Annotated in this window: 11 protein-coding genes; 2 read left to right on the top strand and 9 right to left on the bottom strand. The window is 65.6% G+C overall.

Features of this window, described 5'->3' with window-relative positions:
* Positions 1-126 precede the first annotated feature (126 nt).
* The 5 genes from CG716_RS25360 to CG716_RS25335 all read right to left on the bottom strand — a co-directional run bounded on the left by CG716_RS25360 (position 127) and on the right by CG716_RS25335 (position 8,574).
* The gene (locus CG716_RS25360) at positions 127-1,815 is read right to left on the bottom strand and encodes a cation:proton antiporter (RefSeq protein ID WP_094483896.1); all 1,689 of its coding nucleotides are present in this window, start codon (positions 1,813-1,815) and stop codon (positions 127-129) included.
* 661 nt (positions 1,816-2,476) lie between these two features.
* Positions 2,477-4,183, bottom strand: a complete 1,707-nt coding sequence (locus CG716_RS25355) for a YVTN family beta-propeller repeat protein (RefSeq protein ID WP_094483895.1) — start codon at positions 4,181-4,183, stop codon at positions 2,477-2,479.
* Between the two features lie 2,557 nt (positions 4,184-6,740).
* Positions 6,741-7,532 carry an Fpg/Nei family DNA glycosylase gene (locus CG716_RS25345; RefSeq protein WP_094483893.1) on the bottom strand — a complete coding sequence of 264 codons (792 nt, stop codon included), beginning with the start codon at positions 7,530-7,532 and terminating at the stop codon, positions 6,741-6,743.
* Positions 7,533-7,535: 3 nt separating this feature from the next.
* Positions 7,536-8,015 carry a ribose-5-phosphate isomerase gene (locus tag CG716_RS25340; RefSeq protein ID WP_094483892.1) on the bottom strand — a complete coding sequence of 160 codons (480 nt, stop codon included), beginning with the start codon at positions 8,013-8,015 and terminating at the stop codon, positions 7,536-7,538.
* A gap of 10 nt (positions 8,016-8,025) precedes the next feature.
* Entirely contained in the window at positions 8,026-8,574 is a 549-nt protein-coding gene (locus CG716_RS25335; RefSeq protein WP_094483891.1) for a TetR/AcrR family transcriptional regulator, read from the bottom strand.
* Between the two features lie 80 nt (positions 8,575-8,654).
* Between CG716_RS25335 and CG716_RS25330 the strand changes: the two genes are divergently transcribed.
* Positions 8,655-9,587, top strand: a complete 933-nt coding sequence (locus CG716_RS25330) for an aldo/keto reductase (protein WP_094483890.1) — start codon at positions 8,655-8,657, stop codon at positions 9,585-9,587.
* Here the strand turns inward: CG716_RS25330 and CG716_RS25325 are convergent.
* The 4 genes from CG716_RS25325 to CG716_RS25310 are packed head-to-tail and all read right to left on the bottom strand — an operon-like array spanning position 9,543 to position 13,006.
* Positions 9,543-10,496 carry an isopenicillin N synthase family dioxygenase gene (locus CG716_RS25325; protein ID WP_094483889.1) on the bottom strand — a complete coding sequence of 318 codons (954 nt, stop codon included), beginning with the start codon at positions 10,494-10,496 and terminating at the stop codon, positions 9,543-9,545. The genes CG716_RS25330 and CG716_RS25325 overlap by 45 nt on opposite strands.
* A complete protein-coding gene (locus CG716_RS25320; protein WP_094483888.1) occupies positions 10,493-10,942 on the bottom strand; it encodes a nucleoside deaminase in 450 nt (149 codons plus the stop codon). Before CG716_RS25320 ends, CG716_RS25325 begins: the two co-directional genes overlap by 4 nt.
* Positions 10,939-12,348 (bottom strand): purine-cytosine permease family protein, encoded by a 1,410-nt coding sequence (locus CG716_RS25315; protein ID WP_094483887.1) that lies wholly within the window; start codon positions 12,346-12,348, stop codon positions 10,939-10,941. Before CG716_RS25315 ends, CG716_RS25320 begins: the two co-directional genes overlap by 4 nt.
* Positions 12,349-12,397: 49 nt before the next feature.
* On the bottom strand, positions 12,398-13,006 hold the full coding sequence (locus CG716_RS25310) for a mycothiol-dependent nitroreductase Rv2466c family protein (RefSeq protein WP_094483886.1): 609 nt from the start codon (positions 13,004-13,006) through the stop codon (positions 12,398-12,400).
* A gap of 165 nt (positions 13,007-13,171) precedes the next feature.
* Here CG716_RS25310 and pepN point away from each other — a divergent pair, with 165 nt between their 5' ends.
* The gene (gene pepN, locus CG716_RS25305; RefSeq protein WP_094483902.1) at positions 13,172-15,742 is read left to right on the top strand and encodes an aminopeptidase N; all 2,571 of its coding nucleotides are present in this window, start codon (positions 13,172-13,174) and stop codon (positions 15,740-15,742) included.
* Positions 15,743-15,761: the final 19 nt, after the last annotated feature.

Below are 15,761 nucleotides of genomic sequence, written 5' to 3'. Positions count from 1 at the left end.
GCCTCGGTGACAGCGGCGGCTGGGGCGGCGGCGACTTCGGCGGCGGCGATTTCGGCGGCGGCGATTTCGGCGGCGGGTTCGGCGACTTCTAGAGATCCGGCAGGCAGGAGCGAAGCGACCCGGGAACTAAAGCCGGCTGTCCATCCGGGCCGTCACACTGGCCTCCTGTAGATCGAGACGCCCGAGCATGGCGCGTACGGCCTCGTCGTCGATACGGCCGGAGTCGCGTTCCCGGATCAGCGCGGCGCGCTGGGCCGCCAGTACCTCCCGATACAGCGTCGAGAACACTTCCGCCCGCAGGTCATGCTCGTCGGGATCCGGCATCTCGTCGGCGTCCTTGGAGTGCCGCGCGATCCAGTTGCGGATGTCGTGCAGCACCTGCGGTTCGAGCCCGTTCGGTGGGTTGGCCTCGAAGTAGGCAAGGACCTCGTCGGCCGCATTGTGGACGGTGCCCTCGGCTTTGAACGTTTCCTCCCTGTCGTACGCGCGGTCATCCTCCTGCGACGACAGCTTCAACCGGCGAATCAGCGGCGGCAGGGTCCACCCCTGCAGCAGCAACGTGCCGACTGCCACGACGAAGGCGATCGCCTGGATGGTGGCGCGTTCGGGGAATGGCTCGCCGCTGGCCGTGGTCAGCGGGATACCGGCCGCGGCGGCCAGCGTCACCACACCGCGCATGCCCGTCCAGGACACCACCACGTTTTCCTGCCACGTCAACGACGTGTGGTCGATCATGGCTCGCCACTTGCCTTTTGGACGTCGTTGCCGGACGCCGAGTGCTCCCCGGCCGCCACTTTCGGGCTTGGGCACGCTCAGTGTGCGGTCGACGTGCCGGAACAGGACGCCGCGACCGAACATCACAAATATCGCCAGTGGCCGGATCGCCAGCACGATCACCAACACCACCGCCGAGGCGACCCCGACTTCCAGCAGGGACTCGTGAGCCTCGCGCAGGTCTTCCAGGACGAATCTCAGATGCAGACCGATGTAGGCGAACACGAACGCTTCCAGCAGCACGTCGACGGAGTGCCACACGTAGCGTTCCTGCAGTCGGGTCTGATAGCCGGCGCTCAGCGTTCCGGTGCCGACGACAAACCCGGCGGCCACCACCGCCAGTACTCCCGATGCGTGGAACCGCTCCGCGGCGATGTATGCGGCGAACGGCACCACCAAACCCTGGATGGTCTCCAGGCTCGCATTGTTCAGCCGGTTACGGATCCAGAGCGTCACGTAGCCGAGCGCGACGCCGACCGCCGGTCCGAGGATCGCGCTGTAGCCGAACAGCAGCAGCGGGTTCTCGATGAAGGTGTGGGTGCCGGCGACCTGCGCGACCGCGATGGAGAACAGCGCGAGTGCCGCGGCGTCGTTGATCAGGCTTTCGCCGGTCAGGATCGCCATCACCCGCTTGGGCAGACCTAGTTTGCGACCGACGGCGACGGCGGTGACGGCATCAGGTGGCGCGACGATGGCACCGAGGATCAGTGCGGTGCCGAAGGCCAGTGGCACCACCGACAGCCACGCGGAAACCGCCGCGACAGCGATGGCGGTGACCACCACCAAACCCACCCCGAGGCCGAGGATCGGCCTGATGTTGCGCATGAACGTGGGGAACGAGAAATCCAGCGCCGCGGAGTACAGCAGCGGCGGTAACACCACGGTCAACAGGACATGCGAGTCGAGTTCAGGTGCGGTGAATCCCGGCAGGAACGACGCCCCGATGCCGACGACGACGATCATCAAGGCGGGTTCGAGGCCACGCCGGTTGGCCAACGCCGCGACAACGATGGCGCCGACGACCACGAGAATCAGTTCCACCCCACGATTGTCCCGCTCGTGCGACAAGTCCGCCCTATGCGGTTGTGACTGGCGTGAGCCAGCAGATCGGCGGGGGCCTCTTTAGGTGGGCATCTCGTCGTCAACGAAGCCCACGGTTGCTCCCGCGGCTCGCAACCATTGAGTCGCGCGGCGGTCCCGAGCTGAACCCCGGTGCGTCGGCCCATCACCATCACGTGCTGGCACCAACGCCGAACCAATCGCCGGCGCTAGGACCCAATGAGAGATGAGCAGCTGTCTTCGTGTTGAAATCGATTATTAAGGAACATCGTTCGCGTTAACAGGGCCAACATCGGCACGCAGCACGATCGACTGCGGTGCTGGTCCTTTGGCAATTTGGCGGCACCGCTTGCCCTATTCAAGAACGCCGCAACCTCTTCGCGGCGTCATCAATCATGGGAACCGCCGCGCAACCGAATGACTAGCGATTTCGAATCAGATTGGGTCGCCTGCAATATGGCCATCTGGTTCGCAGCAAGCGCTTACCGATAGCAGACCTTATGTCAAGCAAAACGCGAGATCGTCCGTCTCCCAATGGATTATTCCTATTATTAGTAGCACGCGAACAATGAGTCGCCCCGGGATGTCCAGAGGCAGGACGCGGCTGTCAAGGCCAGCGTTCCGGGCTGACGTTGCCCTTGGTCTAGAAGACCGAGATCACCGACACGGTGTTGCTGGTGGCGTTGGTGACGTAGACGGTGCTTCCGTCGGGGCTGATCGCCGCCTCGTAGGGAAGCACCCCGACGGGGATGGTGGTGGTGACAGTGTTGGTTGCGGCGTTGATCATCGAAATCGTGTCGTTGCCATACAGGCTGGTGACATAGATGGTGCTGCTGTCGGGGCTGACCGCGACCAGGAACGCGGCGTTGCCGTTGAGGGGAATGGTGGCGGTGATGGTATTGGTCGCGGCGCTGATCACCGACACGGTGTCGCCGTTGTCGTAATTGGTGACGTAGATGTACTTGCCGTTGGGGCTGACTGCCACGCCGAGGGGGTCGGCAACGGTGATGGTCTCCGTGACGGTGTTGGTTGCGGTGTTGATGACCGAGACCGTGCCGCCATTGGAGTTGGCGACGTAGACGGTGCCGCCGTTGGGGCTGATCGCCATGCCTGCCGGGCTCGCGCCGACGGTGATGGTCTTGGTGACGGTGTTGGTTGCGGTATTAATCACCGAGACCGTGCCACTGTAGGTGTTGCCGACGTAGAGGGTGCTGCCGTTGGGGCTGAGCGCCACCTCGCTGGGTTTGTTGCCGACGGTGATGGTCTTGGTGACGGTGCCGGTGGCGGTATTGATCACCGACACCGTATTGCTATTGTCGTTCGCGACGTAGACCGTGGCGCCGTTGGGGCTGACCGCTGTTGCAAGGGGTTCCTGCCCGACGTTGATGGTCTTGGTGACGGTGCCGGTGGCGGTGTTGATCACCGACACGGTGTTACTGGTGGCGTTGGCGACGTAGAGAGTACTGCCATTGGGACTCAACGCTTCCCCGTTCGGACCCTTGCCGACGGCGATGATCTTGGTGACAGTGGGGTCGACAGTGACGGGAAGTTGCGAGATCGGGACGACGACGATACTGCTGTCCGCGCCCGCCAGGCCAATCCAGCGGGCGACAGAGTGGAACGCACTTTGAATCAGCCCGGCGACTCCGGGAAGGCGCTCGGCGGCGCCGTCGTTGACCCTGACCGAGAATTGGTCGGAAGCCGCGCCGGCGGCATTCGCGTCGGGGTTAGGGGTATAGGTGTAACTGCCGTCCGGGTTGACCACGACGGTGCCCTCGGTCGGGCGTTGGGTCACGGTATAAGTCACTGGCGCGCCGGTCGCGTCGGTGACGTGGAGGTCACCAATGATCACTCCAGTAGCGCTTTCGCTGACTTCCTCTGGCCTCACCGTGGGCGGCTTGTTGAACAGCGTGTATCCGATTTCGCGCCGCACGAGTGCTAGCGCCGACACCAGCGGGGGTTGGTCCGGCACGAGCGGGCTGGGGTTCGTCAACGGGCTTGTCTTCAGCGTCGGCGTGACAACCGCTGCGGCCGAACCGGTTCCAGTAGTCGCCGTGGACCCGAGGGAACTCGCCCTACGGATCGTTACGCCAGTCTGCGGCTTGGCGCTCGTCCCCACGCGCGGATGCGTGCGATAGGCATAGCCCGTCTGGGCGCCGGTGGCGGGGCCCGTGTCGTGGCCGACGCTGGTTGAGGGCGTGGAGGCCCCGCTGTGTGGGGTATCTGCGTGCGCTACTGGCGATCCGCTGGCCAATGCTGCGCCGACACCGAGGGTGACCGCGCCGGCGCTGAGCCAGCTAGTCCTGACTTTGGTTTCCTTGGCACGGTCTGCGGCTTTCTTGCGACTCATGACCCGACCCCCACTTCGTGACGATTCCCGGTCGTCTTGAACCACACCTTAAACTGTCGGGCCGCTATCGAACACCCTTTGCCGCAGACCCGCACCACCGATCCCGAAGACAGCGCTCGAAGCCGCCAAAATAATTGGAATCTAACGCAATTGGGCGGCCCGACCGGCGGTCGTCCACAGCGAATTGTCGGCATTTTCCAAGGCGCGGGGTGGATAAGCAACAGGAGCCCAGCGCCAACGAGACTTAGGCCTCCAAACACCAGCATCCGAGCGATGATCTCGTTCAGGGTCGCAGCCACGTTGTGTCGCCTTACGTCGCGCCGCCTCGGTTGGCGTCGTTGGCGGCAAGTACAAACCATGCAAGTCGCTACCGATCCCAACAACAGTCGGGTCTGCTGCACGAATAGGTGACGTAGTCGGCGGTGATGAGTTCGACGTCGGAGAGGTTGCGTACCGGTCCGCGCCGAGATCAGCCAGTCGATGCCCACTCGGCCCGTCCCGCGAGGCCGCCAAAGAGGGATCTTGCCACCGGGGGTACAGGCCTCCCACCCGGCGAGGATGGGAGCCGTAACGAAATGCTCCTCCAGCCCAACGATTTTCAGCATCACGTATCCAGCAGGTCGGTGGCAAAGATCTCACCCCAGGCGCCACCGGATTGTCGCTCGATGATTGGTCATGCAGCGCCGGATTTTTCACACTGTTACAACGCTTCGCGACTGGGCTTCTTTTAGTCGGGTGTTCAACTCACCGCGCCTTCGACGCAGCCGGCGGACGGCCACTGCACCGGTTGAAGTGCGAACCTTCATGCGGCCCGGCGCAAAGAAACTCGGCCCATGCTGGTGGACAGAGGCGCGCCGGGCCGCCGCCCAAGCTGCCTCACCGCGGCCCACGCTAGGTTGTCTCCTGTGGTTCCCGCCAGAACCCAACCACTCGGCGAACCCTTCCTCATTTCACGGCGACGGCCCGCCGACATCACCGGCGCCTCGACCCCCTCAAAACGGCCAACAGTGTCCCGTCACAACTCTTGGAGGCAGGTCACGTTTGGTATCAGTCATTTGCGGTGGGGCTGGCCAGCCCTCGCGTCCCTAGCGTCAGACCGTGACGGGACTACACAAACTGACAGCCGGAGAGGCCATCTCTGCAAAGATTCTGCCGTACCTGCTGTTCCAGTACGCCAACCGCCGCGGAAATGCCGACATCACTGAGACGATCGTCGGAGCCAGCGTCTCAGTTGAGTTGGCATCGTCCCAGCTCGCCGATGACAACAAGACTGAGGCCGGACAGCCGCAACCACGCCCGCGGAGCAAAACCGCTGGCCTGCATTGCCATTGGCGAGATGTAGGAACGCGATGACCACCTGGCCGGCGTCCGCAAAAGCCTGAATTGACTATCTATTGGGCACGAGCGGTATGAGCGCGGCAGGGGTCCTGCCTGGTGGACACTGGGCCCACTGGAATTGGGGCAGCGGACAAGAGAGTCCTTCCCCAACCTGGCCTTCTCTCATGACGTAGTCGTGGCAGACATTCGTGTCCCAAGCTGGGTTGACGGCAATCACTATCGTGCTGCCGTCTGGCATCTGCTGTAGTGCCTTCGGCGGAGGGTCCCCTGGGCACCAACGTAAGTCTCCGGAGCTGGCCTGAGCGATACCCGCACCCAGCCCCGATCCTGCTGCTGCAACGACGGCGCCCGCTAGCAGTGCCGCAGTTATAGTCCGATGGGTCTTCATGGTGATGTTCTTTCTATGCACCGCCGCTCCGAACGGCGTCGTCGTAGCAAGTACACAAGGGCCAGGCCGCTACCGATCCCAACTACAGATCGCCGCCGCGATCCGCCGCGTCTGAGCGTACGTCGCCCCGAGCACGTCGTAAATCACCACGGAACAGGACGAGAGCTGCAGCACTGCCGGCCGGTAGAGCCTGTCCCCTACCGTCATCCCCCGAACCAAGCTCCACGTCAGAGGAATACGGCGGAATCGAATACGGCGGGTTACCGGTAATTGACGAGATATCCTTTACCACAAGCTGTTTGACGGGTCGCCGACAATTTTGCAGCGGGCAGGTTCAACCGTGAGGGCGTTGAGGTGGCTCGATGCAACTCTCACGGACTATCTACGCGCAGTCGAAACCGGCCATCGAACCTTCACCGACACCGCACACCACCTCCTCCCCCGACTACGCAGGGCCGCCCACCGTCAAAACCGAACAGGTCGTTCTTCAGCCATTCCAAAGGGCCGGTGAACGCAAAACTCCACCAGCGCGGTGCGACCACACCAATGCGACGGCCGTCGACATGAAACACGTTGCACTGGCGCCGCGTAACTTTCCACTGCAGTTCGTCGACTAGCGGCAACACTCTGAGGGGCAGGCGCATACCGCCGTTAGCGTGACCGCTAATCAACTTCCTAGGGCACACTGAGCGCCTCAATCTTGGCGGAGGCGTCGATCTCTGCGCCCGCGACCACATTGCCGATGACTGCCGACTATGTCAGCCCCGGCGGGTGCGGCACAAAAGCCTTGGGCAAGTAAGTGGGCGCGGTGTTTCCGATTCCTGAGCGTGCTCACACCTGGCAGGTGGGGCACCAGAACACGTTGCGGCCCTCCATGACGGCGGTGAGAATCGGGGTGCTGCACACCCGGCACGGCTCGCCGGCGCGCCGGTAGACATAGGTGCGCGGGCGGTTCGGCGCGTACGACGGTGCGCCGTGGTCGTACTCGGGCGCCACCACCACGATCTTGCCCTTGCGCACACCGATCTTCATCAGCGCGACCAGATCGGTCCAGGCGTCGGCGAATTCGATCTCACTGACGTCGCGGCCCAGCCGGTACGGGTCGATGTGGTGACGGAACAGCAGCTCGCTGCGGTACACGTTGCCTACCCCGGCGATCACACTCTGGTCCATCAGCAGCGCGCCGATAGGCTTGCGGGACTTGGAGATTCGCGCCCACGGCAGTGACGGGTCGGCATCCTTGCGCAGCGGGTCTGGACCCAGCCGAGCCACGATCGCCGACACCTGCGCTTCGTCGAGCACGTCACAGGCCGTCGGGCCGCGCAGGTCGGTGCCGTACTCGGCGCCAACGACGCGCATCCGCACCTGCCCGACGGGCAGCGGCATCGGGACGGGCGCCTCGGTGAACGTGCCGTACAGCCCGAGGTGGATGTGCACGATCGGGCCGCCGTCGTAGTGGTGGAACAGGTGCTTGCCCCAGACCGAGGCGCGGGTGAAGAGCCGGCCGTTGAGGATCGCCGCGTCGGTGAACCGGCCCTGCGGGCTCGACACCGCCACCGGCGCGCCGGCGAAGCGCCGCTGATGCAGCCGAGCCAGCCGATGAAGAGTGTGGCCTTCCGGCACGGCTCAGGCCGGGGCGCCGGGCACCGGCGGCGGCACGTGGGTGCGCTCGTACTCGTCGAGGATGTCGATACGCCGTTGGTGGCGTTCGGCTTTCGACCACGGAGTGTTGAGGAAGGCATCGACGAAGGTCAGCGCCTCCTCTGTCGTGTGCATGCGGCCGCCGATCCCGATCACCTGAGCGTTGTTGTGCTCGCGGGCCAGCGATGCGGTCTCCACGCTCCACGCCAGCGCGCAGCGGATGCCGGGCACCTTGTTGGCGGCGATCTGCTCGCCGTTGCCGGAGCCGCCGATCACGATGCCGAGGCTGTCGGGGTCGGCCAGGGTCTTGGTGGCCGCGGCGATGCAGAAGGCCGGGTAGTCGTCCTCGGCGTCGTAGGTGTACGCGCCGCAGTCGATCGGCTCGTGGCCACCTTTGGTGAGGTGCTCGATGATGGCTTGTTTGAGTTCGTATCCGGCATGGTCTGAGCCGAGGTAGACACGCATGGCGGTAACCCTAACGGGCCGCTACCCCAGCCGCGAGAAGGTCCAGCATTCGCTGGGCCTGCTCGCTTGATCCACTCGTCAAGAAGATCCCCAACAGGCTGGACACCACGTCGTCGGCCTGCACGTCAGCGCGCAGGCTGCCATCGGCCGCACCCGCCTTCAGTAGCAGGTCCACGGCCCCGACGATGCTGGCTCGGGTGTCCGACCGCACCACGGCACCGGATTCCAGCATCACCCGCAGCGACTCGGCCATACCCCGCTTGGCGGCGACGAATTCGGCGTAGCGGTCCATCCACCGACGCAGGGCGATCGCCGGCGAGTGCTGCTCGGCCAGCTGCGCGGCCGAGGCCGCGACCTCGGCCAATTCGGTGCGGTACACCGCCTCGGTGAGGGCCTCCCGGCTGGGGAAATGGCGATATAGCGTGCCGATGCCCACCCCCGCGTCGCGGGCGATCGCCTCCAGTGTGACCTGGTCATCGCCGGACGCGAACGCCGCGGTGGCGGCCTCGAGCAGTCGCTCGCGGTTGCGCAGGGCATCGGCCCGCACCCGTTCCGCCATAGCGGAGGCTCCTCCGTTTTGCTATGTTCGATTAAGCGGAGGTTCCTCCGTATCGCCGATTATGACATGACAGGAGTGCCATGAGCGCCACACCAACACCCGGTGGCATCGGCCGCATCGGCAAGCATCCAGTGGCCCGCGTCGGCTATGGCGCCATGGGTATCGAGCACGTCGCGACGGCCGACGACGCGACGACGCTGCTGCGCCGCGCCGTCGAGCTTGGGATCAATCACATCGATACCGCGTCGTTCTACGGCGGCGGTGAGGTCAACCGCCGCATCCGGCGGGCGCTGGCGCCCTACCCCGACGACCTGCTGATCGTGAGCAAGGTCGGCGCGCGCCACGTCTCGGGCGGCCAGATCCCACTCGCCTTGGCGCAGAAGCCGGCCGAGCTCCGCGCGGCCGTGGAACTCGATCTCGCCGAGCTGGGCACCGACCGGATCGCGGTGGTCAACCTGCGCCGCGCCGATATCGGCCCCGGGCTGGTCGCCGAAGGGGACCAGATCGTCGACCTAGACGACCAACTCGCGGAGATGATCGCGCTGCGCGACGAGGGCAAGATCGGCGCGATCGGCATCAGCAACGTGTCACTGGAGACGGTGCAGCGCGCGGCGCCGGCCGGGATCGTCTGCGTCCAGAACGCCTACAGCCTGCTCAATCGGGGCCATGAGGACAGCCTCGAATTCTGCGCCTCCCACGACATCGCGTGGGTCCCGTATTTCCCGCTCGGGTCATCGTTCCCCGGCTTCCCCAAGGTTGCCTGCAACGCGGTGGTGATCCGGGTGGCCGAAGAAATGGGCGCGACGCCCGCTCAGGTCGGCCTGGCATGGCTGCTCGCCCATTCGCCCACCACCCTGCTCATCCCGGGCACCGGATCGGTCGGGCACCTGGAGGAGAACGCCGCCGCCGGGTCGATCACGTTGAGCGACAGCGTGATTGCCGAGCTCGACGACGTCCCGAGCGAGACGCTAGCCCACGGTGATGGCGTCGAGGCGTTCCTTGATGAAGGCTGACGACGTCACCGGCGCCAGACCCTCGACCCGGCCGATGGGCGGCCCCAGCGGAGTGACCAGCGCGTCATGGTTGGCCTCGTAGAAATAGATCAGCGAGATCAGGTCCTCTTCGGGGGCGTGCGGTTGCGGGGGCAGCACCCGGTGCCGGCCCGACGGCCAGCGCCGCCCACTCCAGTACTCGAGCAGATCGCCGATGTTGATGGTCAGCGCGGCGGGGTCGTAGGGCGCATCCTCCCAGCCGCCGACCTCGGAAAAGACTTGCAGCCCACCGGCTCCGGGCTCACGATCCAGGATCGTCACGGTGCCGAAGTCGGTGTGCGGCCCGATCCGGAACTGTCCGGGCTCGGGCTCACCGACGACACTGACCGGAGGGTAGTGGTTGATGTTCATCGTCCAGGTCGGCCGGTCAGCCAGCGCGACGAACGGGTTCTCCGGCAGCCCGAGTGCGTGCGACATCAGCGCCAGCAAGTCATCGGCCAGCCGGCGCATGGCGGCGGTGTACTCGTTGACCAACGTCTGCAGTTCGGCCACCTCGGCCGGCCAGACGTTGGGCGCGAACCAGATTCGGTCGACCTCAGGGTCGCCGACGGCGGTCTCGGCGCCCAGGCTGTAGCTCTCCTTGAGGTCGGGCGGCGTCTCGGTGCCCTCGGCGTAGGCGTTGGCCTCTGCGCCGGGCGCGATCCAGCCGTGGCCACCGACGGCCACCGAGTACCGCCGCTTGACGTCGTCGGGCAGGCTGAAGAACTTTCGTGACGCTGCGCGCACCCGGGCAGCCAGTTCGGGATCGATGCCGTGCCCGGTGACGAGGATGAAGCCGGACTGCTGCAAGCCCTCGTCGAGTTCGGCCGCGACGGCGTCGGCCTGCGCTCCCCCTGCGTGCCAGCGGGAGATGTCGACTCCTGTAATCACGTGTCGGCCACTCCGATATCTTCGTTCCACAGTGCGGGGTTCTCGGCGATGAAATCCGTCATCATCGCCACGCAGCGTTCGTCGTCCAGCAGCGTCACGTCGACGCCGTGCTCGGCCAGCCAATCATGGCCACCGGTGAAGGTTTTGCTCTCGCCGATCAGCACCGCGCCGATGTTGAACTGGCGCACGAGCCCACTGCAGTACCAGCACGGTGAGAGCGTGGTGACCATGATCGTCGAGCGGTAATCGCGCTGACGGCCCGCCGCACGGAAGGCGTCGGTCTCGGCGTGCAGCGACGGGTCGCCCTGCTGCACCCGGCGGTTGTGCCCGCTGCCCAGCAGCACCCCGTCGGCGCTGAACAGCGCGGCACCGATCGGAATTCCACCTTCCGCCAAGCCCTTTCGAGCCTCCTCGTACGCGACCTCGAGCATTTCCAGCGGAGTCATACCGCGGTTCGTTCGGCGGCGATCTTCGATCGGCATAGCACAAGATAACTCGCGCCGGCGATCAGAAAGCCCACGAAGAACGTGACGTCGCCCAGCTGCGGCAGGGCCCTCGCGATATACCCGACGAACTTCTCCTGGTTGGAGAACAGCAGCACCGAGACAACCAGCCCGATGGCGAACGACGCGAACCCTCCCCAGTTGGCGTAGGTGCGGTCGTACAGGAACCCGGCGATCGACTGGCCCCGGCGCAGGTACTGATCGGCGAACACCACGCCAAGCCACGGACCGATCCAGTAGGCGATGATCAGCAGGAAGGCCTCGTAGCTGGCGGCCGCGTCGGCCAGGGCCCACCACGCGATCGCGAAACCGGCGACGCCGAAGAACACGGTAACCAGGGCACGGGCGATGTGGTGCGGAAGCTTGACCCCGATGGTCACGAAAGCCATTGCCCCGGAATAGATGTTGATGGCGTTAGCCGCGATAGCACCCACCGCGATGGCCAGCAGCGTGGCCTTGGCCAACGGCGAGGCCAGCTCGCTGGTGAACGCCTCGGTGGGGTTGTCGGACAGCGCGGGGCCGATGGTCACCGAGGCCGCACCGACGATCTCGAGCACCACGCACGACAGGAACAGGCCCGCCGATGCGAACAGGCCGGTGCGCCAGGTGGACACGGTGGCCGGCAGGTACCGGGTGTAGTCGGCGGCGTATGGCGTCCAGCCTGCGGCATAGCCGAACGCGGTGCCGACGGTCAGCAGGAAGCCACCTAGGCCGCCGACACCGCCGTCGACCGCCGGCGCGCCGAAGTGCGACTTGGACAGGATCACCACCGAGGCGACCGCGAAGATCACCGCGAGCACCGGAAAGGACCAACGCTCAAAGGCCTGGACCAGGTTGTGCCCGAAGAACGCGAACGCGGTCTGGATCAGCACGATGATGACCAGCGCGGGCAGCGGGCCGATGTGGAACAGGGTGGCCAGTGCGAACGCGCCGCTGACGCTGTTGGTGGCGAACCACCCGACACCGGCGGTCACCGACATCAGCACCGACGGGAACGCGTTGCCCTTGAAGCCGAATGCCATCCGACCCAGCACCATCTGCGGCACCCCGTGCAGCGGGCCGCGGGCGGACAGGAAGAAGTGGGCGATCGCGCCCAGACCGGTACCGATCACGATGCCGGCCACGGCTTGCCAGAACGTCATCCCGTAGACGGCTACCGCGAGCACGCCGACGAACACCGTCGCGAATTCGAGGTTGGGCGACGTCCACGTCCAGAACAGCTGACTCGGCTTACCGTGCCGGTCCTCGTGGGCGATGAACTCATTGCCACCAGGTTCGACGGCCACCAACTTGTTGCGGTAAGTGCCGTCGGTTTGCACGCTCGGCTCAGCCGGGTCAGCCACTGTCATGGACTAAAGGTTGTACGTGACGAGCCGGCGCGCAACCGGAGAGTAAAAGTCAGTCGAACTCTGGGGCTTCGGTACGACTCCGCTTCAGCTCCCAGAAGTGCGGGTACGACGCGAACGTCACCGAGGCGTCCCACAACTTGCCGGCCTCTTCACCGCGCGGAATGCGCGACAGCACCGGGCCGAAGAACGCGACACCGTTGATGTGGATGGTGGGGGTGCCGACGTCGTCACCGACGGCATCCATGCCCTCGTGATGACTCTTGCGCAGCGCATCGTCGTACGTGTCACTGGTGGCCGCCTCGGCGAGTTCGGCGGGCAAGCCCACCTCGGCCAGCGACTCGGAGATGACGACATCGAAATCCTTGATGCCCTGGTTGTGGATCTTGGTGCCCATCGCGGTGTACAGCGGCGAGAGGATTTCGCGACCTTTGGCCTGCTCGGCGGCGATCGCGACGCGGACCGGACCCCACGCCTTCTTCATCGCTTCCTGATACTGCTCGGGCAAGTCGCGTCCTTCGTTGAGGACGGCCAGGCTCATCACCCGGAAGTCGACCTCGATATCGCGAACTTTCTCGACCTCGAGAATCCAACGCGAGGTGATCCAACACCACGGGCACAGCGGGTCGAACCAGAAACCGGCTTTGGCCTTCTCGGACATGGGGGCTCCTCCCAGCGACTGACGCAGACGTTCATCTCAACTCATGCCGACAGGACACTGTTCCCGCTTTAGCGATGTTTGGCACCGAGGATGTACAAACCGCTGCGGTGACCCGCGTTTACCTTCATCGGACACGGCGTCGGGATGTGGCTAGTGTTGAGCAACGTGGCACTTCCCAACCTGACCCGTGACGAGGCCATCGAGCGCGCCGCTCTGGTCACCGTCGGCAATTACCGGATCGTCCTCGACCTCACGACGGGCGAGAAGACGTTTCGGTCGACCACCACCGTCGAATTCGAGGCGCTGCCCGGTGCCGAGACCACCATCGATCTGGCCGCCGGCACCGTGCACAGCGCCGTGCTCAACGGCGAGCAGATCGACGTGTCGGAGTACGACGAGTCGACCGGCATCCCGCTGCGCGGGCTGGCCACGACCAACACCCTCGTGGTCGATGCCGACTGCCTGTACTCCAACACCGGTGAGGGCCTTCACCGCTTCGTCGATCCCGTCGACGGCGAGGTCTATCTGTACTCACAGTTCGAAACTGCAGACGCCAAGCGGATGTTCGCCTGTTTCGACCAGCCCGACCTCAAGGCGACGTTCGACGTCACGGTCACCGCGCCGTCGCATTGGCAGGTGATCTCCAACGGCGCGACGGTTTCCGCAGACGAGGACGGCAACACCAAAGTCCACACCTTCGCGACCACCCCGCGGATGAGCACCTACCTGGTGGCCCTGATCGCCGGACCATACGCACGGTGGGACGACGTGTACGCCGACGAGCACGGCGAGATCCCGCTGGGCCTGTTCTGCCGGTCGTCGCTTGCGGAGTTCATGGACGCCGAGCGGCTGTTCACCGAGACCAAGCAGGGCTTTGGCTTCTATCACCAGAACTTCGGGGTGCCGTACGCGTTCGGCAAGTACGACCAGTTGTTCGTGCCCGAATTCAACGCCGGCGCAATGGAAAACGCCGGCGCGGTGACCTTCCTGGAGGACTACGTCTTCCGCTCCAAGGTCACCCGCTACAGCTATGAGCGCCGGGCCGAGACGGTGCTGCACGAGATGGCCCACATGTGGTTCGGCGACCTGGTGACGATGACGTGGTGGGACGACCTGTGGCTCAACGAGTCGTTCGCGACGTTCGCGTCGGTGCTGTGCCAGGCCGAGGCCACCGAGTACGACCAGGCATGGACCACGTTCGCCAATGTGGAGAAGTCCTGGGCCTACCGTCAGGACCAGCTGCCGTCGACCCACCCGGTCGCCGCCGACATCCCTGACCTGCACGCCGTCGAGGTCAACTTCGACGGCATCACTTACGCCAAGGGCGCCAGCGTGCTCAAGCAGCTAGTCGCCTACGTCGGGCTGGAGCACTTCCTGGCCGGCCTGCGCGACTACTTCGCCGCGCACGCCTTCGACAATGCGACGTTCGACGACCTGTTAGGTGCGCTGGAGAAGGCCTCGGGCCGCGACCTGTCCGACTGGGGACGGCAGTGGCTCAAGACCACCGGGTTGAACACGCTGCGCGCCGATTTCGACGTCGACGCCGACGGCCGCTTCACCCGATTCGCGATCGCCCAGGGCGGTGCGGCCCCCGGCGCCGGCGAAACCAGGGTGCACCGCCTCGCGGTCGGCATCTACGACAGCGACCCGACGACGGGCAAGCTGGTGAGGGTGCACCGCGAGGAGCTCGACATCTCCGGTCCGCTCACCGATGTTCCTGCGCTGCAAGGCGTTTCGCGGGGCAAGTTGATCCTGGTCAATGACGACGACCTCACCTACTGCTCGATGCGGTTGGACCCGGAGTCACTGCGCGTCGCGATCGCCCGTATCGCCGACATCGAGGAGCCACTGCCCCGCACGCTGGTGTGGTCGGCGGCGTGGGAGATGACCCGCGACGCCGAGCTGAAGGCCCGCGACTTCGTCGCGCTGGTGATGAGCGGCGTACAGGCCGAGACCGAGGTCGGGGTGGCCCAGCGTCTGCTGCTGCAGGCGCAGACCGCGCTGAACTCCTACGCCGACCCGGCATGGGCCTGCGCCAACGGCTGGCCCGCCTTCGCCGACCGCCTGCTGGACCTGGCGCGCGAGTCGGCTCCGGGCTCGGATCATCAGCTCGCGTTCGTCAACGCACTGTGCACGTCGGTGCTGCAGCTCAACCACGTCGCGGTGCTGGCGACGCTGCTGGACAACGAGCCCGCCGAGGTGAACCTGCCGGGTCTGGTCATCGATACCGACCTGCGGTGGCGGATCGTCACCGCGCTGGCGGCGGCCGGTGACCTCGACGGCGACAGCCCAGAGACGCCGTTCCTCGACGCCGAGGCCGCGAATGATCCGACCGCGGCCGGTCGCCGGCACGCGGCAGCCGCGTCGGCGGCCCGCCCCCAGTTGGCGGTCAAAGAGTCGGCGTGGAAGCAGGTCATCGAGGACGACACCCTGGCCAATATCACCGCGCGGGCGATCATCGGCGGCTTCGCACCTGCCGGGCAGAACGCTCTGCTGCAACCGTTCACCGAGCGGTACTTCGCGGCGATTGCCGGGGTGTGGGAGCGGCGCTCCAGCGAGGTGGCGCAGACGGTGGTCGTCGGGCTGTACCCGTCCTGGGACATCAGCGAGGAGGCGCTGAGCGCCGCGGATACGTTCCTCGGCGGGGAGCTGCCCTCGGCGCTGCGCCGGCTGGTGCTCGAGGGCCGGGCCGGTACCGAGCGTTCACTCAAGGCGCGCGCCTTCGACGCCGGCTAGCGTCTGCCGCCTACGCTCA

The organism is Mycolicibacterium sphagni, from assembly GCF_002250655.1.
Taxonomy (GTDB): domain Bacteria; phylum Actinomycetota; class Actinomycetes; order Mycobacteriales; family Mycobacteriaceae; genus Mycobacterium; species Mycobacterium sphagni.
This window is presented reverse-complemented; position numbering and strand designations above follow the sequence as displayed.

What these genes read in the sequence shown, in the direction of transcription:
- CG716_RS25330 (WP_094483890.1), top strand. Translation starts at nt 8,655, where the DNA reads ATGAGCGCCACACCAACACCCGGTGGCATCGGCCGCATCGGCAAGCAT.
- CG716_RS25340 (WP_094483892.1), bottom strand. Translation starts at nt 8,015, where the DNA reads ATGCGTGTCTACCTCGGCTCAGACCATGCCGGATACGAACTCAAACAA.
- CG716_RS25335 (WP_094483891.1), bottom strand. Translation starts at nt 8,574, where the DNA reads ATGGCGGAACGGGTGCGGGCCGATGCCCTGCGCAACCGCGAGCGACTG.
- CG716_RS25315 (WP_094483887.1), bottom strand. Translation starts at nt 12,348, where the DNA reads ATGACAGTGGCTGACCCGGCTGAGCCGAGCGTGCAAACCGACGGCACT.
- CG716_RS25320 (WP_094483888.1), bottom strand. Translation starts at nt 10,942, where the DNA reads ATGACTCCGCTGGAAATGCTCGAGGTCGCGTACGAGGAGGCTCGAAAG.
- CG716_RS25355 (WP_094483895.1), bottom strand. Translation starts at nt 4,183, where the DNA reads ATGAGTCGCAAGAAAGCCGCAGACCGTGCCAAGGAAACCAAAGTCAGG.
- CG716_RS25310 (WP_094483886.1), bottom strand. Translation starts at nt 13,006, where the DNA reads ATGTCCGAGAAGGCCAAAGCCGGTTTCTGGTTCGACCCGCTGTGCCCG.